Origin of the sequence: Micromonospora sp. WMMD1102, assembly GCF_029626265.1 — a bacterium.
Classification (GTDB): domain Bacteria; phylum Actinomycetota; class Actinomycetes; order Mycobacteriales; family Micromonosporaceae; genus Plantactinospora.
In genome coordinates this window covers 4,884,377-4,908,495 of the sequence record NZ_JARUBN010000001.1, presented here as the reverse complement: position 1 = coordinate 4,908,495, position 24,119 = coordinate 4,884,377, and the positions used below count along the sequence as shown (strand labels likewise).

23 protein-coding genes are annotated in these 24,119 nt (G+C 71.7%); 16 read left to right on the top strand and 7 right to left on the bottom strand.

Going from position 1 to position 24,119, the window contains the following annotated elements; all coding sequences use genetic code 11:
• Positions 1 to 87 precede the first annotated feature (87 nt).
• From rapZ to O7626_RS21940, 8 genes are all read left to right on the top strand, one after another.
• Positions 88 to 963 (top strand): RNase adapter RapZ, encoded by an 876-nt coding sequence (gene rapZ / locus O7626_RS21975; RefSeq protein WP_278066259.1) that lies wholly within the window; start codon positions 88 to 90, stop codon positions 961 to 963.
• Positions 964 to 1,067: 104 nt separating this feature from the next.
• A complete protein-coding gene (gene yvcK / locus O7626_RS21970) occupies positions 1,068 to 2,033 on the top strand; it encodes a uridine diphosphate-N-acetylglucosamine-binding protein YvcK (RefSeq protein ID WP_278066258.1) in 966 nt (321 codons plus the stop codon).
• A gap of 75 nt (positions 2,034 to 2,108) precedes the next feature.
• Positions 2,109 to 3,089, top strand: coding sequence for a DNA-binding protein WhiA (gene whiA, locus O7626_RS21965; protein ID WP_278063009.1), 981 nt, complete (start codon positions 2,109 to 2,111; stop codon positions 3,087 to 3,089).
• Between the two features lie 287 nt (positions 3,090 to 3,376).
• Entirely contained in the window at positions 3,377 to 4,381 is a 1,005-nt protein-coding gene (gene gap / locus O7626_RS21960; protein WP_278063008.1) for a type I glyceraldehyde-3-phosphate dehydrogenase, read from the top strand.
• 149 nt (positions 4,382 to 4,530) lie between these two features.
• Entirely contained in the window at positions 4,531 to 5,730 is a 1,200-nt protein-coding gene (locus O7626_RS21955) for a phosphoglycerate kinase (protein ID WP_278063007.1), read from the top strand.
• A gap of 32 nt (positions 5,731 to 5,762) precedes the next feature.
• On the top strand, positions 5,763 to 6,527 hold the full coding sequence (gene tpiA / locus O7626_RS21950; protein ID WP_278066257.1) for a triose-phosphate isomerase: 765 nt from the start codon (positions 5,763 to 5,765) through the stop codon (positions 6,525 to 6,527).
• Between the two features lie 51 nt (positions 6,528 to 6,578).
• Positions 6,579 to 6,833 carry a preprotein translocase subunit SecG gene (gene secG, locus O7626_RS21945; protein WP_101367013.1) on the top strand — a complete coding sequence of 85 codons (255 nt, stop codon included), beginning with the start codon at positions 6,579 to 6,581 and terminating at the stop codon, positions 6,831 to 6,833.
• Positions 6,834 to 6,935: 102 nt separating this feature from the next.
• Positions 6,936 to 7,280 (top strand): RNA polymerase-binding protein RbpA, encoded by a 345-nt coding sequence (locus tag O7626_RS21940; RefSeq protein ID WP_278063006.1) that lies wholly within the window; start codon positions 6,936 to 6,938, stop codon positions 7,278 to 7,280.
• A 58-nt stretch (positions 7,281 to 7,338) separates the two neighbouring features.
• Here the strand turns inward: O7626_RS21940 and pgl are convergent, their stop codons facing one another.
• From pgl to tkt, 6 genes are read right to left on the bottom strand one after another with little or no spacing between them, the layout of a single operon-like run.
• A complete protein-coding gene (gene pgl, locus O7626_RS21935; protein ID WP_278063005.1) occupies positions 7,339 to 8,094 on the bottom strand; it encodes a 6-phosphogluconolactonase in 756 nt (251 codons plus the stop codon).
• The gene (locus tag O7626_RS21930; RefSeq protein ID WP_278063004.1) at positions 8,091 to 9,074 is read right to left on the bottom strand and encodes a glucose-6-phosphate dehydrogenase assembly protein OpcA; all 984 of its coding nucleotides are present in this window, start codon (positions 9,072 to 9,074) and stop codon (positions 8,091 to 8,093) included. Before O7626_RS21930 ends, pgl begins: the two co-directional genes overlap by 4 nt.
• 40 nt (positions 9,075 to 9,114) lie before the next feature.
• The gene (gene zwf, locus O7626_RS21925; RefSeq protein WP_278063003.1) at positions 9,115 to 10,629 is read right to left on the bottom strand and encodes a glucose-6-phosphate dehydrogenase; all 1,515 of its coding nucleotides are present in this window, start codon (positions 10,627 to 10,629) and stop codon (positions 9,115 to 9,117) included.
• Between the two features lie 49 nt (positions 10,630 to 10,678).
• On the bottom strand, positions 10,679 to 12,355 hold the full coding sequence (locus tag O7626_RS21920) for a glucose-6-phosphate isomerase (RefSeq protein ID WP_278063002.1): 1,677 nt from the start codon (positions 12,353 to 12,355) through the stop codon (positions 10,679 to 10,681).
• Positions 12,352 to 13,539: a transaldolase gene (gene tal, locus O7626_RS21915; protein WP_278063001.1), complete on the bottom strand. Its 1,188-nt coding sequence runs from the start codon at positions 13,537 to 13,539 to the stop codon at positions 12,352 to 12,354. Before tal ends, O7626_RS21920 begins: the two co-directional genes overlap by 4 nt.
• A gap of 15 nt (positions 13,540 to 13,554) precedes the next feature.
• On the bottom strand, positions 13,555 to 15,693 hold the full coding sequence (tkt, locus tag O7626_RS21910; RefSeq protein ID WP_278063000.1) for a transketolase: 2,139 nt from the start codon (positions 15,691 to 15,693) through the stop codon (positions 13,555 to 13,557).
• Between the two features lie 264 nt (positions 15,694 to 15,957).
• On the opposite strand from tkt, the gene O7626_RS21905 reads away from it, so the two are divergent.
• The 3 genes from O7626_RS21905 to O7626_RS21895 all read left to right on the top strand — a co-directional run bounded on the left by O7626_RS21905 (position 15,958) and on the right by O7626_RS21895 (position 18,357).
• Entirely contained in the window at positions 15,958 to 16,905 is a 948-nt protein-coding gene (locus O7626_RS21905; RefSeq protein ID WP_278062999.1) for a heme o synthase, read from the top strand.
• 196 nt (positions 16,906 to 17,101) lie between these two features.
• Complete coding sequence (locus O7626_RS21900; protein ID WP_278062998.1) at positions 17,102 to 17,437, top strand: hypothetical protein; 336 nt, start codon at positions 17,102 to 17,104, stop codon at positions 17,435 to 17,437.
• A 5-nt stretch (positions 17,438 to 17,442) separates the two neighbouring features.
• Complete coding sequence (locus O7626_RS21895) at positions 17,443 to 18,357, top strand: hypothetical protein (RefSeq protein ID WP_278066256.1); 915 nt, start codon at positions 17,443 to 17,445, stop codon at positions 18,355 to 18,357.
• Between the two features lie 66 nt (positions 18,358 to 18,423).
• Here the strand turns inward: O7626_RS21895 and O7626_RS21890 are convergent, their stop codons facing one another.
• A complete protein-coding gene (locus O7626_RS21890) occupies positions 18,424 to 19,365 on the bottom strand; it encodes a COX15/CtaA family protein (RefSeq protein WP_278062997.1) in 942 nt (313 codons plus the stop codon).
• Between the two features lie 179 nt (positions 19,366 to 19,544).
• On the opposite strand from O7626_RS21890, the gene O7626_RS21885 reads away from it, so the two are divergent.
• The 5 genes from O7626_RS21885 (at position 19,545) to sufC (ending at position 24,103) form a co-directional block, all read left to right on the top strand.
• On the top strand, positions 19,545 to 20,243 hold the full coding sequence (locus O7626_RS21885; protein WP_278066255.1) for a metalloregulator ArsR/SmtB family transcription factor: 699 nt from the start codon (positions 19,545 to 19,547) through the stop codon (positions 20,241 to 20,243).
• Positions 20,240 to 21,670, top strand: a complete 1,431-nt coding sequence (gene sufB / locus O7626_RS21880) for a Fe-S cluster assembly protein SufB (RefSeq protein ID WP_278062996.1) — start codon at positions 20,240 to 20,242, stop codon at positions 21,668 to 21,670. The genes O7626_RS21885 and sufB overlap by 4 nt, the downstream gene beginning before the upstream one ends.
• 77 nt (positions 21,671 to 21,747) lie before the next feature.
• A complete protein-coding gene (sufD, locus tag O7626_RS21875) occupies positions 21,748 to 23,004 on the top strand; it encodes a Fe-S cluster assembly protein SufD (protein ID WP_278062995.1) in 1,257 nt (418 codons plus the stop codon).
• The gene (locus O7626_RS21870) at positions 23,004 to 23,333 is read left to right on the top strand and encodes a non-heme iron oxygenase ferredoxin subunit (protein ID WP_278062994.1); all 330 of its coding nucleotides are present in this window, start codon (positions 23,004 to 23,006) and stop codon (positions 23,331 to 23,333) included. The genes sufD and O7626_RS21870 overlap by 1 nt, the downstream gene beginning before the upstream one ends.
• Complete coding sequence (sufC, locus tag O7626_RS21865; RefSeq protein WP_278062993.1) at positions 23,330 to 24,103, top strand: Fe-S cluster assembly ATPase SufC; 774 nt, start codon at positions 23,330 to 23,332, stop codon at positions 24,101 to 24,103. Before O7626_RS21870 ends, sufC begins: the two co-directional genes overlap by 4 nt.
• Positions 24,104 to 24,119: the final 16 nt, after the last annotated feature.

Sequence of the window (24,119 nt, the reverse complement as noted above, 5' to 3'; positions counted from 1 at the left end):
CCGACGGGCACTGAGGAACGGGACGGGGGACACCCGCCGACGGGGCCGGCACCGGACGGCACGCAGCCGGCGCGGGTCCGGTCGGAGGTGGAGCCGACCCGATCGGACACCACCCTGGTGGTCGTCACCGGCGTCTCCGGCGGCGGGCGCAGCACCGTCGCCCGAGCCCTGGAGAACGTCGGCTTCTACGTGGTGGACAACCTGCCGCAGGCGCTGATGCTCGACATGGCCGAGCTGGCGTTCCGGGCCGGCGGGGCGGCCCGGCAGACCGCGATGGTGCTGGACGTGCGCAGCCGGGCCTTCTCCACCGACCTGGCCGGGGCGATCCGGGCGCTCAAGGAGCGCGGCTTCCAGCCCCGGGTGGTCTTCGTGGACGCCGACGACGAGGTGCTGATCAGGCGCTTCGAGAGCGTTCGCCGCTCGCACCCGCTCCAGGGGGACGGTCGGCTCGCCGACGGGATCGCGATCGAACGCGGCTTGCTGGAGGAGGCCCGCGATCAGGCCGACGTGATCATCGACACCTCGCACCTGAACGTGAACCAGCTCCGCCGCCGGGTCGAGGAGCTGTTCGGCGGCGAGGACGCCCGCAGGCTGCGGGTGACGGTGCTCTCCTTCGGCTTCAAGTACGGCCTCCCGCCGGACGCCGACTTCGTGCTGGACGCGCGCTTCCTGCCGAACCCGTACTGGGTGCCGGAGCTACGCGAGCACACCGGGCGGGAGGAGGACGTCAGCCGGTACGTGCTCGGCCAGCGCGGCGCGGTGACGTTCGTCGAGACGTACGCCCGGTTGATCAACGCGACCGCGCCCGGCTTCGAGCGGGAGGGGAAGCGCTACCTGACCGTGGCGGTCGGCTGCACCGGCGGCAAGCACCGCAGCGTGGCGATTGCCGAGGAACTGGCCGGCCGGCTCCGGCAGGCCCGGCTGGCCGCCACCGCGCACCACCGGGACCTGGGGCGCGAGTGAACCCTTCGCAACCGGCACCGCCTGGTGCCCCCGCCCCGACTCCGCCCGCCCCGGTCTCGCCCGCCCCGGCTCCGGCCGGCCCCGGGGAGCCGGCGAAGGGTCCGCTGCCGCAGCGCGTCGTCGCGTTCGGCGGCGGGCACGGCCTCGCCGCGTCGCTGCGGGCGCTGCGCCACTGCGCCCCGGAGCTGGATCTCGACATCACCGCGGTGGTGACCGTCGGCGACGACGGCGGCTCCAGCGGGCGGCTGCGGCTCGAACGCGGCGCGCTGCCCCCCGGTGACCTGCGGCAGGCGCTCGCCGCGCTCGCCGCCGACGAGCCGGACAAGCGGCTCAGCGCCGAACTGTTCCAGCACCGGTTCGCCGGCGCCGGCCCGCGCCCCGACCCGCTGGCCGGGCACGCGGTCGGCAACCTGGTGCTCTGCGGCCTGATGGAACTGCTCGGCGACCCGGTGGCCGCCCTCGACCACGCCGGCGCGATGCTCGGTGCCGTCGGCCGGGTGCTGCCGATGGCCTGCCAGCCGGTCGGCATCGAGGCCCGGGTCCGCGGCGCCGACCCGCGCCGCCCCAGCGCGGTGCAGACGGTACGCGGCCAGCACGCGGTCGCGGTCACCGACGGCCGGGTCGAGTCGGTACGGCTGAACCCGGCTGGGCCGAGCGCCTGCCCGCAGGCGGTGGCGGCGGTACGCGCGGCGGACTGGCTGATCTTCGGTCCGGGAAGCTGGTACACGAGCGTCATCCCGCACCTGCTGGTGCCGGAGCTGGCCGCCGCGATCGTGGCCAGTCCGGCCCGCCGGCTGGTCACGCTCAACCTCGCGAACGAGGCGGAGACGCTCGGCCTCTCCCTCGCCGACCACCTGGCCGCGCTCGGCTGGTATCTGCCCGGCCTCGCCCTTGACGTGGTGCTGGCGGACGGAAAGGCGGTGGGTGACCCCGAACCGGTACATCGTGCGGCAGAATCGCTGGGTGCCCGGCTGGTGCTCGCCCCGGTGGCCGTACCGGACGGGCGGCCCGAGCACGATCCGGCGGCGCTGGGCGCCGCGCTGGTGCCTCTCCTGGGCGCCGATCGTTAAGTACCTACGGATCGACAACCAAGCAGCTACGAATCACCGGCACCCGCCGGGACCGGCCAACGAGGTGACGACAAGATGGCGATGACGGCTGCGGTCAAGGACGAACTGAGCCGGGTCGACGTACCCAAGCCCTGCTGCCGGCGGGCGGAGATGGCCGCCCTGCTGCGCTTCGCGGGCGGACTGCACATCGTCTCCGGACGGGTGGTGGTCGAGGCGGAACTCGACACCGGTGCGGTGGCCCGCCGGCTGCGGCGGGAGGTCGCCGAGGTGTACGGCTATCCGAGCGAGATCCATGTTCTCGCCTCCGGCGGGCTGCGCAAGGGCAGCCACTACATCGTCCGGGTGGTCAAGGACGGCGAGGCACTGGCCCGGCAGACCGGGCTGCTCGACGTGCGCGGCCGGCCGGTACGCGGACTGCCCCCGCACGTGGTGGCGGCGAACGTCTGCTGTGCGGTCTCGGCCTGGCGGGGTGCCTTCATGGCGCACGGCTCGCTGACCGAGCCCGGCCGGTCCTGCGCGCTGGAGATCACCTGCCCCGGCCCGGAGACCGCGCTCGCCCTGGTCGGCGCGGCCCGGCGGATCGGCATCACCGCGAAGTACCGCGAGGTGCGCGGGGTGGACCGGGTGGTGGTCAAGGACGGCGACGCGATCGCCGCGCTGCTGACCCGGATCGGCGCCCACTCCAGCGTGCTCTCCTGGGAGGAACGCAGGGTACGCCGCGAGGTACGGGCCACCGCGAACCGGCTGGCCAACTTCGACGACGCCAACCTGCGCCGCTCGGCCCGGGCCGCCGTCGCCGCCGCCGCCCGGGTCACCCGGGCGCTGGAGATCCTCGCCGAGGACGCCCCGAACCACCTCACCTCGGCCGGCCAGCTGCGCCTGGAACACCGGCAGGCGTCCCTTGAGGAGCTGGGCGCGCTGGCCGACCCGCCGCTGACCAAGGACGCGATCGCCGGCCGGATCCGCCGGCTACTGGCGCTGGCCGACAAGCGCGCCCGTGACCTGGGGATTCCCGACACCGAGGCGGCGGTCACCCCGGACATGCTGGCGGTCTGAGCCACCGGTGGCGGCAGCCGGCCCGGCCGGGCCGGTACGGTGCGTACCCCGCCGGTGAAGTCGATTGGCCGGATTGTGCCCCGACGCAACGCGGAGCGGCGCGCTCGGATAAGGTCGCAGCGTACGGCGACGGGGCCGGTACCGGCCTTCTCCGCCGTGCTGACCGCCCAGAGGTCGCGGTGAGACGGCCGGGGTGACATCCAGCGGCCGGCTCCCACGTCGGCGCGCCCACCTTCGCCGCCGCACGCTGACATCGGCGGCGAACGAAACACGAGGAGATGGACCCAGTGACCATCCGGGTTGGCATCAACGGATTCGGCCGGATCGGCCGCAACTTCTTCCGCGCGGTGCTCGCGTCGGGCGCCGACGTCGAGGTGGTCGGCGCCAACGACCTGACCGACAACGCCACGCTGGCGCACCTGGTCAAGTACGACAGCATCCTCGGCCGGCTGCCGCAGGAGGTCAAGGCCAGCGCGGACGAGATCAGCGTCGGCGGGCACACCATGAAGGTCTTCGCCGAGAAGGACCCGGGCAAGCTGCCCTGGGGCGACCTCGGCGCCGACGTGGTGATCGAGTCGACCGGCTTCTTCACCGACGCCACCAAGGCGAAGGCGCACATCGACGGCGGGGCCAAGAAGGTCATCATCTCGGCGCCGGCCAAGAACGAGGACGTCACGATCGTGATGGGGGTCAACCACCAGAACTACGACCCGGCCAAGCACAACATCATCTCCAACGCCTCGTGCACCACCAACTGCCTCGCGCCGATGGCGAAGGTGTTGCAGGACACGGTGGGCATCGAAAAGGGGCTGATGACCACCATCCACGCGTACACCCAGGACCAGAACCTCCAGGACGGCCCGCACAAGGACCTCCGCCGGGCCCGCGCCGCCGCGCTGAACATCGTGCCGACCTCGACCGGCGCCGCCAAGGCGATCGGCCTGGTGCTGCCGGACCTCAAGGGCAAGCTGGACGGCTTCGCGCTGCGGGTGCCGATCCCGACCGGCTCGGCCACCGACCTGACCATCGACGCCGGCCGGGACACCTCGGTCGAGGAGGTCAACGCCGCGATGAAGGCCGCCGCCGAGGGGCCGCTGAAGGGCATCCTCACCTACACCGAGGACGAGATCGTCTCCGCCGACATCGTCACCGACCCGGCCTCGTGCATCTTCGACTCGGGGCTGACCAAGGTGATCGGCAACCAGGTCAAGGTCGTCGGCTGGTACGACAACGAGTGGGGCTACTCGAACCGCCTGGTCGACCTGGTCAAGCTGGTCGGCGCCGGGCTGTGAGCCCGAGCCGCACAGTCGTGAACGGAAAGGGAGCTCTGTGAGCGCGAGGAGTGAGCTTGCGAGCCCCGTAGTCGTGAACGGAAAGGGAGCTCTGTGAGCGCGAGGAGTGAGCTTGCGAGCCCCGCAGTCGTGAACGGAAAGGGAGCTCTGTGAGCATCCGCAACCTCGACGACCTGCTCGCCGAGGGGGTCTTGGGTCGGCGCGTGCTGGTGCGCGCCGACCTGAACGTCCCGCTCGACAAGCAGACCGGGGAGATAACCGACGACGGCCGGATCCGGGCCGTGCTGCCGACGCTCACCGCGCTGCGGGACGCCGGTGCCGCTGTCGTCGTCTGTTCCCACCTGGGCCGGCCCAAGGGCTCCCCGGACCCGAAGTACAGTCTCGCCCCGGTCGCCGCCCGGCTCGGTGAGCTGCTCGACGCCGAGGTGGCCTTCGCCACCGACACGGTCGGCGAGTCGGCCCGCAAGGCGGTCGAGGGGCTCGGCGACGGCCGGGTCGCACTGCTGGAGAACCTGCGCTTCAACCCGGGCGAGACCAGCAAGGACGAGAGCGAGCGGGGCGTCTTCGCCGACCAGCTCGCCGGCTTCGCCGAGGCGTACGTCGACGACGCGTTCGGGGCCGTGCACCGCAGGCACGCGAGCGTCCACGACGTACCGGCCCGGCTGCCGCACTTCGCCGGCCGGCTGGTGCTGCGCGAGGTGGAGGTGCTGGCCCGGCTGCGGCACGAGCCCGACCGCCCGTACGTGGTGGTGCTCGGCGGCTCCAAGGTCTCCGACAAGCTCGCCGTGATCGAGGCGCTGCTGCCCACCGTCGACCAGCTGCTGATCGGCGGCGGCATGTGTTTCACCTTCCTGCGTGCCCAGGGGCACGAGGTGGGCAGGTCGCTGCTCGAAGAGGAGATGCTCGACACCTGCCGGGACCTGCTGGAGCGGGGCGGCGGCAAGATCGTGCTCCCGGTCGACGTGGTGGCGGCGACCGAGTTCAGCGCCGACGCCGGGCACGACACCGTGCCGGTGCACGAGATCCCGGCCGACCGGCTCGGCCTGGACATCGGCCCCCGGACGGTCGCCGAGTTCGCCGAGCTGGTGGGGACGGCCCGGACGGTCTTCTGGAACGGGCCGATGGGCGTCTTCGAGCTGGCCCCGTTCGCCGCCGGCACCCGGGGGGTGGCCGAGGCGATCAGTTCGGTCAAGGGCTTCACGGTGGTCGGCGGCGGCGACTCCGCAGCCGCGGTCCGCGCGCTGGGCCTGGACGAGTCGTCGTTCGGGCACATCTCGACCGGCGGGGGAGCCTCGCTGGAATACCTGGAGGGCAAGGCTCTCCCCGGCATCGTCGCACTGGAGCAGTAGTGGCCACCCCCGCACCCGCCCGCCGTCCGCTGATGGCCGGCAACTGGAAGATGAACCTCAACCACAGGGAAGCGAACCTGCTGATCCAGAAGCTCGCCGCGAGCCTCGACGAGAAGCGGTTGACCGAGGTGGAGACGGTGGTGCTGCCGCCGTACACCGACCTGCGGACCGTGCAGACGGCGGTCGACGGCGACAAGCTGCTGATCGGGTACGGCGCACAGGACCTCTCGCCGCACAAGGGCGGGGCGTACACCGGGGACATCTCGGGTGCGCTGCTGACCGCGCTCGGCTGCACCTACGTGGTGGTCGGGCACTCCGAGCGGCGGACGTACCACAACGAGGACGACGCGCTTGTCAATGCCAAGACGAAGGCGGCACTGGCAAACGAGTTGACCCCGATCGTCTGCGTCGGCGAGGGCCTGGACGTCCGCGAGCAGGACGGGCAGGTGGCGTACGTCCGCGGCCAGCTCGACGGCTCGCTGGCCGGGCTGACCGCCGAGCAGGTCGTCAAGGTGGTCGTCGCGTACGAGCCGGTCTGGGCGATCGGCACCGGCAAGACCGCGACGCCGGAGAACGCCCAGGAGGTCTGCGGGGCGATCCGGCAGCGGCTCGCCGAGGTGCACGGCCAGGAGGCGGCCGACCAGGTCCGGATCCTCTACGGCGGCTCGGTCAAGGCGGCCAACATCGCCGCGATCATGGCGCAGCCGGACGTGGACGGCGCCCTGGTCGGCGGGGCGAGCCTGGACGCCGAGGAGTTCGCGCAGATCTGCCGGTTCCCGGAGCACATCTCCCGCTGACGGTCGCTATCCTTGACGGGCCCCGCGTAGCTGAGAGGACTGACCCCTACCATGCCGATCTGGTTCGCATACACGTTGATCGTGTTGCTGGTGATCACGAGCGTGCTGCTCACCTTGCTGATCCTGCTGCACCGGGGCAAGGGCGGCGGGATGTCGAGCATGTTCGGCGGAGGGGTCAGCTCCAGCCTGGCCGGCTCCTCGGTGGCCGAGAAGAACCTCGACCGATACACCGTTCTGGTGGGTCTTGTCTGGTTCGCCTGCATCGTCGGGCTGGGTCTCTGGCTGCGTCTCGCCGAGACCACCTGACAAACCAGGGCGTACAAACCGCGCGCGGTCCGCTAACGTGGGCCGCGCGCAGTTTGTCATACCCCCTGGGGATCCCCTCCTCTGACGAACGGAGCGATAGCCGTGCCCAGTGGCAGTGCTATCCGTGGCAGCCGAGTCGGTGCCGGCCCAGCCCGACCGACCGAGCGATACGAACCCGCCCCCCGCCGTCCGGTCACCTACTGGTGCGGCAACGGGCACATGCTGGAGATCCTGCTGGCGGCCGAGGCCGAGATCCCGGAGACCTGGGACTGTCCGCACTGCGGGCAGCCGGCCGGGCAGGACGTACACAACCCGCCGGGGCGGCCGAGGTCGGAGCCGTACAAGTCGCACCTGGCGTACGTGAAGGAGCGGCGCAGCGAGGCGGACGCGGAGGCGATCCTCGCCGAGGCGCTGGCCGCGCTGCGGGCCCGCCGGGGCCGGGCCTGAGCTGACTCCGGGCGGCTCCTCCCGGAGCCGCCCGGCTGGCACTTCTCGTCGGGGCGGATCAGCGCAGGCCGGGCTTCACCTCGGCCGCCGCAGCCCCGTCCAGCAGCCAACGGGTCCGCCGCACCCCGGCGACCCCGGCCGCCGGCACCCGCACCGGGCCGGCGTCGCCGCCGAGCGCCAGGCCGACCGCCTCGGCCTTGCCGCTGCCGCTGGCGATCAGCCAGACGTCCTCGGCGGTGTTGATGGCCTCCCGGGTCAGGGTGATCCGCACCGGTGGCGGCTTCGGGCTGTCCCGGACCGCACTCACCGGCCCGTTCTCGTCGTCGACCGGATGTCCCGGGAAGAGCGAGGCGACGTGGCCGTCCTCGCCGACCCCGAGCATCAGCACGTCGAAGTGCGGCAGGACGGCCCCAGCCGGGCCGGCGGCGGCGAGTTCGGCCGCGTACCGGGCCGCCGCCGCCACCGGATCGGCACCGTCCGGGCCGTCCGAGGCGGGCATCGCATGCACCCGCAGCTGCGGCAGCGCGTCCAGCAGCGCCTCCCGGGCCTGGGTCTCGTTGCGTTCCGGGTCCCCGGCCGGCAGGAAGCGTTCGTCACCCCACCAGACGTCGACCCGGGACCAGTCGACCGCGTCCCGGGCCGGCAGCTCGCGTACCGCCCGGTGCACCGCCGCCGCGATCCGGCCGCCGGTCAGCACCACGCTCGCCTCGCCGCGTTCGATCTGGGCGTCGATGATCCGGACCAGCAGCCGGGTCGCGACCGCCTGGGCGAGCAGCTCGGGACCGGCGTGCACCTCCACCGTCGTGCCGGTCACGCCACGCCCTGCGGCTGCTTGGTCGGGTCCTTCCAGACGTGCACCCGCTGGGCCGGCCGGCTCTCCAGCCCGGCCACCCCGGCGGCGGCACCCAACGCCTCGGCGTAGATCTGGTCCGGGTCGAGCCGGCGCAGCTCCTCGGCGAGTTCGTCGCCGAGCGGGCGGCGAACCAGCGGCAGCCGCCGGACGGCCTGCCCGGTACGGGTGAACGTCGCCTGGTTGTCGTCCCGGGTCAGCACCAGCTCGTCGCCGTTGGCGCAGTGCAGCTCCACCGACCGCATCCGGGGGAACTCGCTGGTGTGCTCCCAGTGCGGGTGCAGCCCCAGCCGGGCCTTCAGCCAGCCGATCATCAGCGCGGCCGTCGGGTCGGTGTGCGGGGCGACCACGGTGGCCGAGGTGACCCGGTTGCCCTCGGTGGTGTCGAAGGCCCCGGCGACCAGGGTGCGCCACGGGGTGATCCGGGTCCACGCCAGGTCGGTGTCACCGGGTGCGTAGTCCCGGGCCCGCTGCCGCAGCGCCTCCACCGGGTCGGCGGCCTGGGCCGAGTCGGTGATCCGGCGGTCCGCCACCACCCCGAGGAAGTCGTTGGCGATCTCGGCCGGCGGCTCGCCGTGCCACCAGGTCACCACCGGCACGTCCGGGACCAGCAGCGGCATCACCACCGACTCGGCGTGCAGGGCGAGCCGGCCGTACATCCGGGTCACCACCGCCTCGCCGGGGCCGAGCCGGCCGCCGACGACGATCTCGGCGTCGAGCCGGTTGCGGTCCCGTTCGATGTCGGAGCGGACCACCACCACCATCCGGCACGGGTGCGCGGCCGAGGCGATGGTGACCGCCGCCTCGGCCTCCCGGACCCGGGGCTCGTCGACGACGACGATCAGGGTCAGCGCCATGCCGCTGGCCACTCCGCCGGCACTGCGCCGCTCGGCGGCCAGCGCCTTCACCACCTCGTTTCCGGTGGTGTCCCACAGGCCGATCAACGCTGCCTCCTGGTTGCTGTCGTTGTTGCCGTCCGGAGGGTCACGCCCGCCGCCAGGCCCGGCCCTCCCGGGCCAGCATCTCGTCGGCGGCCCGCGGACCCCACTCGCCGGCCCGGTACGGCTCCGGTCGGGTGCCCTCCCAGGCATCCTCCAGCGGGTCGATTACCTGCCAGCTCTGCTCGACCTCGGCGGCGTCCGGGAAGAGGGTCCGGTCACCGATCAGCACGTCCAGCACCAGCCGCTCGTACGCCTCGGGGCTGGACTCGGTGAACGCCTCGCCGTACTGGAAGTCCATCGCGATGTCCCGGACCTCCATCGTGGTGCCGGGGACCTTGGAGCCGAACTTCAGCACCACGCCCTCGTCCGGCTGCACCCGGATGACGAGCTGGTTGTTGCCGAGCATCTCCATGTCGGCGGGGTTGAACGGCAGGTGCGGCGCCTTCTTGAACATGATGGCGACCTCGGTCACCCGGCGCGGCAACCGCTTGGCGGCGCGGATGTAGAACGGCACCCCGGCCCAGCGCCGGTTCTGGATGCCCAGCCGCACCGCGACGTACGTCTCGGTGGTCGACTCCGGCGGCACGCCCTCCTCGTCGAGGTAGCCGACCGCCCGCTTGCCGGCCACCCAGCCGGGCAGGTACTGCCCGCGTACCGTGCCGGTGCGCACGTCCTCGGGCAGGGTGATCGCGCGCAGCACCTTCAGCTTCTCGGCCCGGATCTCGCTGGCGTCGAAGCTTGTCGGCTCCTCCATCGCCACCAGGGCGAGCAGTTGCAGGAGGTGGTTCTGCAACACGTCCCGGGCGGTGCCGGTGGCGTCGTAGAAGCCGGCCCGGGTGCCGATCCCGACGTCCTCGGCCATGGTGATCTGCACCGAGTCGACGTACTTGGAGTTCCACAGCGGCTCGAAGAGGCTGTTGGCGAACCGCAGCGCGAGGATGTTCTGGACGGTCTCCTTGCCCAGGTAGTGGTCGATCCGGAACACGTCGTCCCGGGTGAAGACGTCGTCGACCAGGTCGTTGAGCGCCTTCGCCGAGCCGAGGTCGTGCCCGAACGGCTTCTCCACCACCACCCGGCGCCAGCCGCCGCACTTGTCGTTGTCGGCCATGCCGGTCCGGGCCAGCTGCTTGAGCACGGTCGGGAACGCTGCCGGCGGGATGGAGAAGTAGAAGGCGGCGTTGCCGCCGATGCCGTGGCTGTCCCGCAGCTCGTCCAGGCAGTTCGCCAACTTGTCGAAGGCGGCGTCGTCGTCGAACGCGCCGCCGACGAACTTGATGTTGCCGGCCAGCCGGCCCCATACCTCTTCCCGCCATGGTGTCCGGGCGTGTGCCTGTGCCGCGTCCCGGGCCATCGACTCGAAGTCGCCGTCGCCCCAGTCGCGCCGGGCGAACCCGAGCACCACGAAGCCGGGCGGCAGCAGGCCCCGGTTGGCCAGGTCGTAGACGGCCGGCAGCAGCTTCTTGCGGGCCAGGTCCCCGGTGACACCGAAGATCACCAGCGCGCACGGCTCCGGGATCCGCGGCAACCGCCGGTCCTGCGGGTCGCGCAGCGGATTCACGGCACCCCCTCCTCGGTCGGTAGGTTCCTGTCAGCATGCCCGGTCACCGTCAACTCCGCAGGCCCCGTACCGCGTCGAGGAGGTGCGGAATTCCGGCGCCCCGGTCGGTCAGGTGCAGCCGGAGCACCGGCCGGCCCCGCTGGGCGAGAGCTTCCCGGTCGCCCGCGGCCTGCGCGGCCTGCAACTGCCCGAACGAGTACGCCCTGCCGGGCACCGGCAGGTCCTCGGCCACGTCACCGGTGATCTGCAGGTACGACCCGAGCTGCGGACCGCCCTTGTGGTACTGCCCGGTGGAGTGCAGGAACCGGGGTCCCCAGCCGAAGGTGACCGGCCGGCCCGACGCGGCGGCCAGCCCGGGGCGCACCTGTGCGGTCTTGGCGTCGGCGAACCGGTCCAGGTAGGCCATCACGGCAAGGTAGCCGTCGTTGCCGAGCCCGGCCACCAGCAGGCGCAGCGCCCCGGCCAGGTCGCCGGGGAGCGGGTCGGACCGCTGCGGCTCGCCCGGGAACCAGTACCCCTCGACCCCGCTGTCGACAAAGGTCGGCGTCTCGACCGGCAGCCCGGTGCCGAGCAGCCGGTTGGTGTTCTCCTTGGACTCGGTCACGTTCGGCTGGTTGAACGGGTCGATCCCGAGCACCACCCCGGCGACGGCGCATGCGTACTCCCAGGCCAGGAACTGCGCGCCGAGCGGGCCGTTCACGGCCAGGTCGGGCCGGATCCCGCCGCCCGGCACCGCACCGGCGGCGAGCCCGCCGCCGTAGGTGACGGTCAACACGTCCGGTCCGGTCGCACCGGGGCTGCCCGGGTCCTCGACCACCACCGGCAGGATGCCGACGCCGTTCTTGCCGGTCGACTCGGCGATCAGCTGCTCGGCCCAGTCGCCGAAGCCGTCGATGCCGGTGCCGTCGGAGACCAGCGCGACCTTGTCCCGGCCGGTGGTGGCGGCGGCGCCGAGCGCGGCGCCGAGCGCCAGCCCGGGGTTGTCCTGCGGGCCGCCGAGCGCGCCGGCCAGCTCCTCGGCCTGGTCCAGCAGTTCGGCCACCTCGACCCCGGCCAGTGCCGACGGGACCAGTCCGAACGCGGTGAGCGCCGAGTAGCGACCGCCGACGTCCGGGTCGGCGAGCACCACGAAGGCGCCCATCTCGGCGGCGGTGTCGGCAAGCGGCGAACCCGGGTCGGTGACGATCACGAAACGCCGCCCGGCCTCCGCCTCGGTCAGGCCGGAGTCCAGGAACGCCTGCCAGTACGCCCGCCGGTGGCTGTCGGTCTCCACGGTCGAGCCGGACTTGCTGGCCACCACCACCACGGTCCGGTCCAGCCGGTCGGCGATCGCCGCGCGCACCTGCCCCGGGTCGGTGGTGTCCAGCACGGTAAGCGATTTGCCGAGGGTACGGGTGATCACCTCGGGGGCCAGCGACGAGCCGCCCATCCCGGCGAGTACCACGTGGTCCAGGTCGGCCAGTTCCGTCTTCAGCTCGGCGAGTTGGGGGAGGAGTTCCCGGCTGCGCCGGAAGGTGTCCACCCAGCCGAGCCGGATCGCCGCCTCGGCCTGCGCCTCCGGCCCCCACAGTGTCGCGTCCTTGCCGGCCAGCCGGGCCGGTACGTCCTCGGCCAGCAGCGCGGCCCGGGCCGAGGCCGGCGCGGCGGCGTCGACCGCCTCCGCGCCGTAGACGGCCAGCCCGGCCGCACCCTCGCAGCCGCCGTCCAGCAGATCGCTTGCGGTCACGCGTTGCCTCCCGCCCGGGCGGCCGCCTCGGCGTTCTCGCTGGCGGCCTGGTTCGGCTCGCCGGCACCCTCGGCGGCGGCCTCCAGCGACTTGCGGACGCCGTCCAGCAGCTCCTGCCAGCTCGCCTCGAACTTCTCCACGCCCTCCTGTTCCAGGGTGGCGATCACGTCGTCGAAGTCGACACCGGCGTCGGCCAGCCCGGCGAAGACCTCCCGGGCCTGGTCGTAGGAGCCGGTGACGGTGTCCGGGCGGGTCTCGCCGTGCTCGGCGTAGGCGTCGATCACCGGCTCCGGCATGGTGTTGACGGTGCCGGGCGCGATCAGCTCCTCGACGTAGATCACGTCCCGGTACTCCGGGTTCTTCGTGGAGGTGGAGGCCCAGAGCGGGCGCTGTGGATGCGCACCGGCGTCGGCCAGCGCCTGCCAGCGGTCCGAGGAGAAGACCTCGGCGTACCGCTCGTACGCGAGCTGCGCGTTGGCGACCGCCGCCCTGCCCTTCAGCGCCGCGATCTCCGGCCGGCCGGCGCCGTCGAGCTTGTCCAGCCGCTTGTCGACCTCGCTGTCGACCCGGGAGACGAAGAACGACGCCACCGAGGCGATCCTGGAAAGGTCGTGCCCGTTCGCCTTCGCCTGCTCCAGCCCGGCCAGGAACGCCTCCATCACCTGCGAGTAGCGCTCCAGCCCGAAGATCAGCGTCACGTTCACGCTGATCCCCTCGGCCAGGGTCGCGGTGATGGCCGGCAGCCCGGCCTCGGTCGCCGGGATCTTGATGAACAGGTTGGGCCGGTCGATGAGCCACCACAGCGCCTTCGCCTCGGCCACCGTCGGCTCGGTCCGGTACGCCAGCCGCGGGTCCACCTCGATCGAGACCCGACCGTCCACCCCGGCACTGCTGTCGTACGCCGGGCGCATGACGTCGCAGGCCCACCGCACGTCGTACGTGGTGAGCGCGCGTACCGCCTCCTCGACGCTGACCCCGCGCACCGCCAGGTCCCGCAGCTGCCAGTTGTACTCGTCGGCGTCGCTCAGTGCCTTGGCGAAGATGGTCGGGTTGGTGGTCACCCCGACCAGGTGCTTCTGCCGCCGCAGCTCGTCCAGGTTGCCGGAACTCAGCCGTACTCTCGAAAGATCGTCGAGCCAGACCGCCACTCCCGCGGCGGTGAGCTCACCCAACCGGTCAGTCATGTCTGCAACGCTCCCTCAGTTGCCGGTGGTGTCACCGGTGATCTGGCCCACCCGGGTCAGCGACGCGTGCGCGGCCGCGACGATCCGGTCGGGAGTGAATCCGAACTGCTCGAAGAGCACGCTGTACGGCGCGCTGGCGCCGTAGTGCTCCAGGCTGACCGCCTCGCCGCTGTCGCCGATCAGGTCCCGCCAGGACATCGCGATGCCTGCCTCCACGCTGACCCGGGCCCGCACGTCGCGGGGGAGTACCGAGTCCTGGTAGGCCGAGTCCTGCTCCCGGAACCACTCCTGGCAGGGCATCGAGACCACCCGGGTCGGGGTCCCCTCGGCCTCCAGCCGGTCCCGGGCCGTCAGGCAGAGCTGGAGTTCGGAGCCGGTGCCGATCAGGATCACCTTCGGCTGCGCGTTCGACGCCTCGGCGAGGACGTAGCCGCCCTTGACGGTCTGGTCCGCGCCGGCCAGCTCGCCGCGGTCCAGCGTCGGCAGCGTCTGCCGGCTCAGCGCCAGCGCGGCGGGCCGGTCGGTGTTCTCCAGTGCCCGCCGCCAGGCCCAGGCGGTCTCGTTGGCGTCGGCCGGGCGGATCACGTCCAGCCCGGGGATGGCGCGCAGCGCGGTCAGGTGCTCGACCGGCTGGTGCGTCGGGCCGTCCTCGCCGAGGCCGATCGAGTCGTGCGTCCAGACGTAGACCACCGGCAGCTTCATCAGCGCGGCGAGCCGGACCGCCGGGCGCATGTAGTCGCTGAAGACCAGGAAGGTGCCGCCGTAGGGGCGGGTGCCGCCGTGCAGCGCGATGCCGTTCAGGATCGCACCCATCGCGTGCTCGCGGATGCCGAAGTGCAGGGTGCGGCCGAACTCGTTGCCCGGGAACGCCTTGGTGGCGTAGTCGCTGGGGATGAAGGAGGGCTCGCCCTCCATGGTGGTGTTGTTGCTCTCGGCCAGGTCGGCCGAGCCGCCCCAGAGTTCCGGCAGCACCGGGGCGAGGGCGTTGAGCACCTTGCCGGAGGCGGCCCGGGTGGCGATCCCCTTGGCGTCCGCGGGGAACTCGGGCAGCGCGTCGGTCCAGCCGGTCGGCAGCGTACGGGTGGCCAGCCGGTCGTGCAGCGCCTTGCCCTCTGGGTTGGCGTCGGCCCACGCCTGGTAGGCGGTCTCCCACTCGGCGCGGGCGGCCCGGCCCCGCTCCAGCACCTGACGGGCGTGCGCCAGCACCTCGTCGTCGACCATGAAGTGCTGGGCCGGGTCGAACCCGAGCAGCTTCTTGGTCTCGGCGACCTCGTCGGCACCGAGCGCCGAACCGTGGATCTTGCCGGTGTTCTGCTTGGTCGGCGCCGGCCAGCCGATGATGGTGCGCAGCGCGATGAACGACGGCCGGTTCGTCTCCGCCCTGGCCGCCAGCAGCGCGTCGTACAGCGCCGCCACGTCCTCGTGGTAGTGGCCGTCGTCGGTCTCCCCGCTGCGCCAGTCCACGGTCTGCACGTGCCAGCCGTACGCCTCGTAGCGGGCGGCGACGTCCTCGCTCTTGGCGATCCGGGTGTCGTCCTCGATCGAGATCTCGTTGTCGTCGTAGATGAGGATCAGGTTGCCGAGCCGCTGGTGCCCGGCGAGCGCGCTGGCCTCGTGGCTGATCCCCTCCTCGATGTCGCCGTCGGAGGCGATGCACCAGATGTGGTGGTCGAACGGGGATGTGCCGGGCGCGGCGTCCGGGTCGAGCAGGCCCCGCTCGCGGCGGGCGGCCATCGCCATCCCGACCGCGTTGCCGAGCCCCTGCCCGAGCGGGCCGGTGGTGGTCTCGACGCCCCGGGTGTGCCCGTGCTCGGGGTGGCCGGGGGTGAGCGAACCCCACTGGCGCAGCGACTTGAGGTCGCTCAGGCCGAGACCGTAGCCGCTGAGGTAGAGCTGGACGTAGAGGGTGAGGCTGCTGTGCCCGGCCGACAGCACGAACCGGTCCCGGCCGGTCCAGTCGGGGTGCGACGGGTCGTGCCGCATGACCCGGTTGAACAGCAGGTAGGCGGCCGGTGCCAGGCTCATCGCCGTGCCCGGGTGGCCGTTGCCGGATTTCTCGACGGCGTCGACGGCCAGCACTCGGACGGTGTCCACGGCACGCTGGTCGAGATCGGACCAGTCCAGCGAGGTTTGCTCGGGTCGATTGTCAGCCACGATCGTGTGTGCTCCTCGGCGTGATGGGCGGAACCCTCACTCATGACCCTAGCGACCGGTTCGGAAACCCATCCCCCGGATCTCGCCACCGGCAGTGCGGTTCGTCGGAAGTGTGATCGTTCGCACCGAAGAAGGGTCGCCCGGGCAGCGAAAACGACGACGCGTAGGCTGTCGGTCGGCGTACCGGCCCTCGCCTCGTCCGCCACCCCCGCTGTCTCCGCGCAGCGAATCAACCGTGTGCCCGACGCCGGAAGGTGGCAATCCGTGAGCATGATCACCGAGCGCCCCGTGACCGGCGGTGCCCCGGGCGCGGGCACGCCGGCCGAGGCGACCCGGCGACGTGACGTCGCCGCCCTGCTCCGGGCGTACGTCGCGCTGACCAAGCCACGGATCGTCGAGCTGCTGCTGATCTCCACGGTGCCGACGATGATGCTTGCCGACGGCGGGATCCCGCCGCTCTGGCTGGTCGCGGTGGTGCTGGTCGGCGGTTCGCTGGCGGCGGGTGCGGCGAACGCGCTGAACTGCTACATCGACCGCGACATCGACCAGGTGATGAAGCGGACCAAGCGTCGGCCGCTGCCGACGCACACCGTGGCGCCGCGCAACGCGCTGCTCTTCGGGCTGGTGCTGGCGGCGGTCTCGGTGACCGTGATGGCGGTCTTCACCAACTGGCTGGCCACCGCGCTGACCCTGGCCGCCATCGCCTACTACGACCTCGTCTACACGCTGTGGCTGAAGCGGACCACCTGGCAGAACACCTTCTGGGGCGGGATCTGCGGCTCGGCGCCGGTGCTCATCGGCTGGGTGGCGGTGACCGGTTCGCTGGCGCCGCAGGCCTGGGGGCTGTTCGCGGTGGTCTTCTTCTGGCAGTTGCCGCACTTCTACGCCCTGGCCATCAAGTTCAAGGACGACTACGCCCGGGCCGGCATCCCGATGCTGCCGGTGGTGGCCTCGATCCGCCGGGTCACCGCCGAGATCGTGGTCTACACCTGGTTGACCGTGCTGGCGTCGGTGCTGGTCTGGCCGCTGGGCATGGGCCCGGTCTACGGGGTGACGGTGCTGGCCGCCGGCGGGATGTTCATCGCCGAGGCGCACCGGCTCCGCCGACGGGGGGCCCGGGGCGAGTCGGTCAAGCCGATGCGGCTGTTCCACTGGTCGATCACGTACCTGACCATCGTCTTCGCCGCGGTGGCGGTCGACGCGCTGCTCTGAGGCTTTGGGGCTGTTCGTGCCCGATCGTCCCATTCGGCAGTGTAAGAACGTGAATGATGTCGGTGAATTAGTCGCGTATAAGCCGAAAAATCGGCCGAATCAGACGTGTCACTCCGGTAAACCCCAGGGTAATCGGCATCACAAATTATCGGTAGCTGCCCCTCGCGGCGGTCGAAGCCTGCTTAGGCTTCGCGTTATGGCAGATGGTTCCGATACGACGCCGACGGCCGAGCAGACCGTCGCGGGGCAGACCCCCGAAGGTCTGGTCGCCGGCATCCAGTCGTTTGCCGCCGGCCACGGTGGCGCGAAGGCGGTCATCGAGTACGTCGGCAAGCGGGGCGCACGCATTGTCCTGGTGGGGGAGGACGGCGTGTGGGCTGACCAGTTCGCGGACAGCACCGACGTCGCGCGACTGGCCTGCGCCAGGGCGGGGGTCGCCGTGGAGAACGAATGGGAGCGGGAACTGATGGACCAGATGCGTCCGAGTAACGACCTTTGGCGGTCTATGTCTCGGCGTGTCCTGGCCCGTTGATAATTTTGTCCGACAACATCCGCGCGACCCGGGGCGAACAGCCCCGGGTCGCTCTCGTTACCTGTGCCGAACTTCCCGAGCTCGACCCCGACGACCGGCTGTTGCTCGGCCCGCTCGCCGAACGCGGCCTCCGGGTCGAGGCGGCGGTCTGGGACGACCCGGCGGTGGACTGGACCGGCTACGCCCTGGCGGTGCTCCGCTCGGCCTGGGACTACCCGACCCGGCGGGCCGAGTTCGTCGCCTGGGCCGAGACCGTGCCCCGGCTGGCGAATCCCGCCGGCCTGGTGCGCTGGAACACCGACAAGCGCTACCTGCGGGAACTCGCCGAGGCCGGCGTGCCGACCGTTCCGACGGACTGGCTCGCCCCGGACACCGCCTGGTCCCTGCCGGCCGAGCCCGGCGAGTACGTGCTCAAGCCCGTCGTCGGCGCAGGCAGCCTGGACACCGGCCGGTACGACCTGACCGGCGCCGAGCACCGCGAACTGGCCGTCGCACACGTCAAGCGGCTCCAGGCGGCCGGGCGGTGGGTGATGGTGCAGCCGTACCTGGCCGCCGTGGACACCGCCGGGGAGACCAGCCTGCTCTTCGTCGGCGGCCCGGCCGGGCTGCGGTTCAGTCACGCGGTCCGGAAGGGCCCGATGCTGGTCGGCCCGGACCACGGCGTCGACGGGCTGTTCCGGCCGGAGCGGATCGATCCGCGTACCCCGGCCGGGGTCGAGCTGGCCCTCGCCGAGCGGGTACTCGCGGCGCTGCCGACCGGATGGGGCACGCCGCTCTACGCCCGGGTGGACCTGATTCCCGGTCCGGACGGCGCGCCGGTGCTGGTCGAGGTGGAACTCACCGAGCCGTCGCTCTTCCTGGCCCACTCCCCGGGCGCGCCCGACCGGCTGGCCGACGCCATCGCCGCCCGCCTCACCTGAGGTGTAAGGAAGGGCCCCCGCTACAACAGAAAACGATAAGCGGGGGCCCTTCCTTACACCCTGTCCTCACACCCGTTCGAGTAGCCGGGCTTCGGTGCTGGGCGGTGCGGTGGTGCCGGGTTCGGTGCGTTCCCGGGTCGACCAGAGCACCGCCAGGGTTGCCAGCCAGACCAGGCAGGAGCCGAGCATGTGTGCCCCGACCAGCACCACCGGCAGCCCGGTCAGGTACTGCACGAAACCGATCAGCCCCTGGCCGAGTTCGGCGAGCAGCAGCAGGCCGACGGCCCTGGTCGCGGCGGGCGGCGCGCCGACCGCGCGGAACGCGAACCATGCCGCGACGGAGAGGCCGAGCAGCAGGAAGACCGTGTCGGCGTGCACCTGGGAGATGGTCTCCGGATCGAGTCCGTTGCGGGCCGCCCCCGAGTCGCCGGAGTGCGGGCCGCTGCCGGTCACCCAGGTGCCGACCACGAGTACGCCGACGGTGACGACCGCGATCACCCGGCCGAGGGTACGCAGCGGGCCCGGTACGGTCGGCCGGGCCGGCCCGTCCGGTTCGAGGGTGTGGCGCCAGAACGCGTACGCGGCGGCGATCACCGCCATCGAGGCGAGGAAGTGCAGCCCGACCACCCACGGGTTCAGGTCGGTGAGCACGGTGATCCCGCCGATCACCGCCTGTGCCGGGATGCCGAACGCGGCGCCGACGCTGAGCCAGCGGAGCCGACGGCGGGCCGGGCGCTGCTGCCAGGCGGCCAGCACCCCGGCGATCACCACGGCGGCGAGCACGAAGGTGAGCAGCCGGTTGCCGAACTCGATCACCCCGTGCACGCCCATCTCGGCGGTCGCGACGTACGAGTCGTCGGTGCAGCGGGGCCAGGTGGGGCAGCCGAGCCCGGATTTGGTCAGCCGGACCGCGCCGCCCGTCCCGACGATCAGCACGTTCCCCACCACGGAGGCGAGGGCCAGTCGCGATAGGGTGGATTTGCTCGAGAATTCGCCGAATCGGCTCACGCCGGCCATCGTACGTGCAAATGTGATCATGCTGGACGGCGCGTCCGCCCTCCGGTGGCCCGGATCACCGGATCTCGGGTTTGCGGACCTTGGACGAAATACGTAACGTTGGCGTAGTGAAAAACCTGGCGGCGTGCTCGGAGCGGGAACGGGTGACCGATCCGGTCGCCGATTCCGGCCTGCCCGTCGCCGCGGTCGCCGGTCCGGACGGCCGCCCCACCCGCAACCGGGTCACCCAGCTGCTGCTGGAGCACGGCGCGGCCACCGCCGCCCAGCTCGGCGCGGAGCTGGGGCTCAGCCCGGCGGCGATCCGCCGGCATCTGGACGCGATGCTCGCCGACGGCGACGTGGTCGCCCGTGACCAGGTCGTGCGCGGCCAGCGCGGTCGCGGCCGGCCCGCCAGGATCTTCCGGCTCACCGACTCCGGCCGGCGGCGCTGCGGCACCCACACCTACGACGGGATGGCCACCGCCGCACTGCGGTGGATCTTCCGGCACGGTGGGCCGCACGCCGTCGACGCCTTCGCCGCCGAGCAGGTGGCGGCACTGGAGGCCCGCTGCCGGGCCGCCATGGAGGGCGCCGGAGAGGACCCGCTGGCCAGGGCCGAGGCACTCGCCGGGGCGCTGACCGCGGAGGGCTACGCTGCCAACGCGTCCACGATCGCCTCCGGCGGGCAGCTCTGCCAGCACCACTGCCCGGTGGCCCACGTGGCCGTGGAGTTTCCCCAGCTGTGCGAGGCCGAGACGGCGGTCATCTCCCGCCTGGTCGGCACCCACGTGCAGCGCCTGGCCACCATCGCCCACGGCGACGGGGTGTGCACCACACACATCCCGACCCAGCCCAAACCTTCCGTCAGCAGTGTGAGGACAGACAGATGACCGAGCAGATCGTCCAGCCCATGACGCAGGAGGAGCAGCTCGCCGCCCTGGGGCGCTACGAGTACGGGTGGGCCGACTCCGACACCGCCGGTGCCGTGGCCCAGCGTGGTCTGAACGAGGCCGTGGTCCGGGACATCTCCGCGAAGAAGAACGAGCCCGCCTGGATGCTCGACCTCCGGCTCAAGGGGCTGCGGCTGTTCGGCCGCAAGCCGATGCCGAACTGGGGTGCCGACCTCGGCGGGATTGACTTCGACAACATCAAGTACTTCGTCCGCTCCACCGAGAAGCAGGCCGCGAGCTGGGAGGACCTGCCGGAGGACATCAAGAACACCTACGACAAGCTGGGCATCCCGGAGGCCGAGAAGCAGCGGCTGGTCGCCGGTGTCGCCGCCCAGTACGAGTCCGAGGTGGTCTACCACAAGATCCGTGAGGACCTTGAGGAGCAGGGCGTCGTCTTCCTGGACACCGACACCGCGCTCAAGCAGCACGAGGACCTCTTCAAGGAGTACTTCGGCACGGTGATCCCGGTCGGCGACAACAAGTTCGCCGCGCTGAACACCTCGGTCTGGTCCGGCGGCTCGTTCATCTACGTGCCGAAGGGCGTGCACGTGGAGATCCCGCTCCAGGCGTACTTCCGGATCAACACCGAGAACATGGGCCAGTTCGAGCGGACCCTGATCATCGTCGACGAGGGCGCGTACGTGCACTACGTCGAGGGCTGCACCGCGCCGATCTACTCCTCCGACTCGCTGCACAGCGCGGTCGTCGAGATCGTCGTCAAGAAGAACGCGCGCTGCCGCTACACCACCATCCAGAACTGGTCGAACAACGTCTACAACCTGGTCACCAAGCGGGCGGTCTGCCACGAGGGTGCGACCATGGAGTGGATCGACGGCAACATCGGCTCCAAGGTGACCATGAAGTACCCGGCGGTCTGGATGACCGGTGAGCACGCCAAGGGCGAGGTGCTCTCGGTGGCGATGGCCGGCGAGGGGCAGCACCAGGACGCCGGCGCCAAGATGGTGCACGCCGCGCCGCACACCTCCAGCACGATCGTCTCCAAGTCGATCGCCCGGGGCGGCGGCCGGACCTCCTACCGCGGCCTGGTGCAGGTGCTGGAGGGCTCGCACCACAGCAAGAGCACCGTCAAGTGCGACGCGCTGCTCGTCGACACCATCTCCCGCTCGGACACCTACCCGTACGTCGACATCCGCGAGGACGACGTGGCGATGGGGCACGAGGCGACCGTCTCCAAGGTCAGCGAGGACCAGCTCTTCTACCTGATGAGCCGGGGGCTGAGCGAGGACGAGGCGATGGCGATGATCGTGCGCGGCTTCATCGAGCCGATCGCCAAGGAACTTCCGATGGAGTACGCGCTGGAACTCAACCGGCTGATCGAACTCCAGATGGAGGGCGCGGTCGGCTGACGCCGGTCGCGACCGTTCCGCAACCCGCACCCACCGCAGCCGGCCTCGGACCTCGTCGAGAACAGACCAAGGAAGAGATGACTACCGAAGCATTCGCGCCCGAAGCGCCCGACGCGCGGCAGGCGACCGACGCGCAGCATGCGTCCGGCGCGTCGGTCGCGCAGACCAAGGCGCAGACGCTCCGCTCGTACGACGTCCGCGACTTCCCGGCCCTGACCGGCCTGGAGGAGGAGTGGCGGTTCACCCCGCTGAAGCGGCTCGCCGGCCTCGCCGACGACACGTTCAGCCCGGTCGACGGCCGGCTGCGCTACGAGGTCGCCGCGCTGCCGGACGGGGTGACCTTCGGCGGCGTGCACGAGGGCGACGCCCGGATCGGCAGCGTGCTGACCCCGTTCGACCGGATCAGCGCGCTGGCGCACGGCCGGGCCGGCGAGGCGGTGCTGCTCGCGGTGGCCCCGGAGATCCGGCCGGCCGAACCGGTCACCGTCAAGCTGGTCGGCCAGGGCGCCGACGGCGCCTCGTTCGGGCACACCTTCGTCGACGTCGGCCGGTTCGCCGAGGTGACAGTGGTGCTGGAGCAGACCGGTTCGGTGACCCTGGCCGACAACGTCGAGGTCGTGGTCGCCGAGGGTGCGAAGCTGACCCTGGTCACCGTCGCCGACTGGGCGCCGGACGCCGTGCAGGCCCAGCACCTCAAGGTGCGGCTGGGCCGGGACGCCAAGGTGACGCACGTGCAGGTGAGTCTCGGCGGCGACCTGGTCCGGCAGTACACCAGCGTGGAGTACACCGGCCGGGGCGGCGAGGCCGAGCTGTACGGCCTCTACTTCGCCGACGCCGGGCAGCACCTGGAGCACCGGCAGCTGGTCGACCACAGCGTGCCGGACTGCCGCAGCTACGTCGGCTACCGGGGTGCGTTGCAGGGCGAGAGCGCACACACCGTCTGGGTCGGCGACGTGCTGATCCGGGCCGCCGCCACCGGCACCGACACCTACGAGATCAACCGGAATCTGGTGCTCACCGACGGCGCCCGCGCCGACTCGGTACCCAACCTGGAGATCGAGACCGGCGAGGTGGCCGGGGCCGGGCACGCCAGCGCGACCGGGCGCTTCGACGACGAGCAGCTCTTCTACCTGATGGCCCGGGGCATCCCCGAGGGGGAGGCCCGCAAGCTGGTGGTCCGGGGCTTCTTCGCCGAACTGCTGCACAAGATCCCGGCCGAGGAGCTGCGGGATCGGCTCGGCACCCAGATCGAGACCAGACTGGCCAAGGCGAGGAGTGAGCTTGCGAGCCCCGCAGCCGCAGGCGAAGACACCGCAGTGAAGGTCGGGGTCTGATGATCCGGATCTGTTCTGCCGAGGACGTGCCGAAGGGCGGCGTCGTCTCCGCCGACGTGGACGGCACCGAGGTCGCCGTCGTGCACGCCGAGGACGGCAACTTCTACGCCGTACGCGACGAGTGCTCGCACGCCGCCGTGGCGCTGTCGGAGGGCGAGGTGGACGGCTGCACTCTGGAGTGCTGGCTGCACGGCTCCCGCTTCGACCTGCGTACCGGTGAGCCGACCGGACTGCCGGCCACCGAACCCGTACCCGTCTACCCCGTCGAGATCCGCGACGGCGACATCTACCTGAGTCTCACACCGAGCAATGGAGTTACCGCACCATGAGCGTTCTGGAGATCCGTGACCTGCAGGTGTCGGTCCGGCTGCCCGAGGGCGAGCTGAAGCCGATCCTGGCCGGGGTCGACCTCACCGTGCGGGCGGGCGAGACCCACGCCATCATGGGCCCGAACGGGTCCGGCAAGTCCACCCTGGCGTACTCGATCGCCGGCCACCCGAAGTACGAGATCACCGGCGGCGAGGTGCTGCTGGACGGCCAGGACGTGCTCTCGATGGCCGTGGACGAGCGGGCCCGCGCCGGCCTCTTCCTGGCCATGCAGTACCCGGTCGAGGTGCCCGGGGTGTCGGTGGCGAACTTCCTGCGTACCGCGAAGACGGCGATCGACGGCGAGGCGCCGAAGTTGCGCACCTGGGCCGGCGAGCTGCGCGGTGCGATGGAGCGGCTCCAGATGGACCCGGCGTTCGCCCAGCGCAACGTCAACGAGGGCTTCTCCGGCGGCGAGAAGAAGCGGCACGAGATCGTCCAGCTGGAGCTGCTCAAGCCGAAGGTGGCGATCCTGGACGAGACCGACTCCGGGCTCGACATCGACGCGCTGCGGGTGGTCAGCGAGGGCGTCAACCGGGTCCGCGAGACCGGCGAGACCGGGCTGCTGCTGATCACCCACTACACCCGGATCCTCCGCTACATCAGGCCGGACTTCGTACACGTCTTCGTGGCCGGCCGGATCGTCGAGGAGGGCGGCCCGGAGCTGGCCGAGAAGCTCGAGGCCGAGGGCTACGAGCGGTACGTCGCCGGCGCCGGCGCGGCCCGCGCCTGAGAGCCGGAAAGCGCGC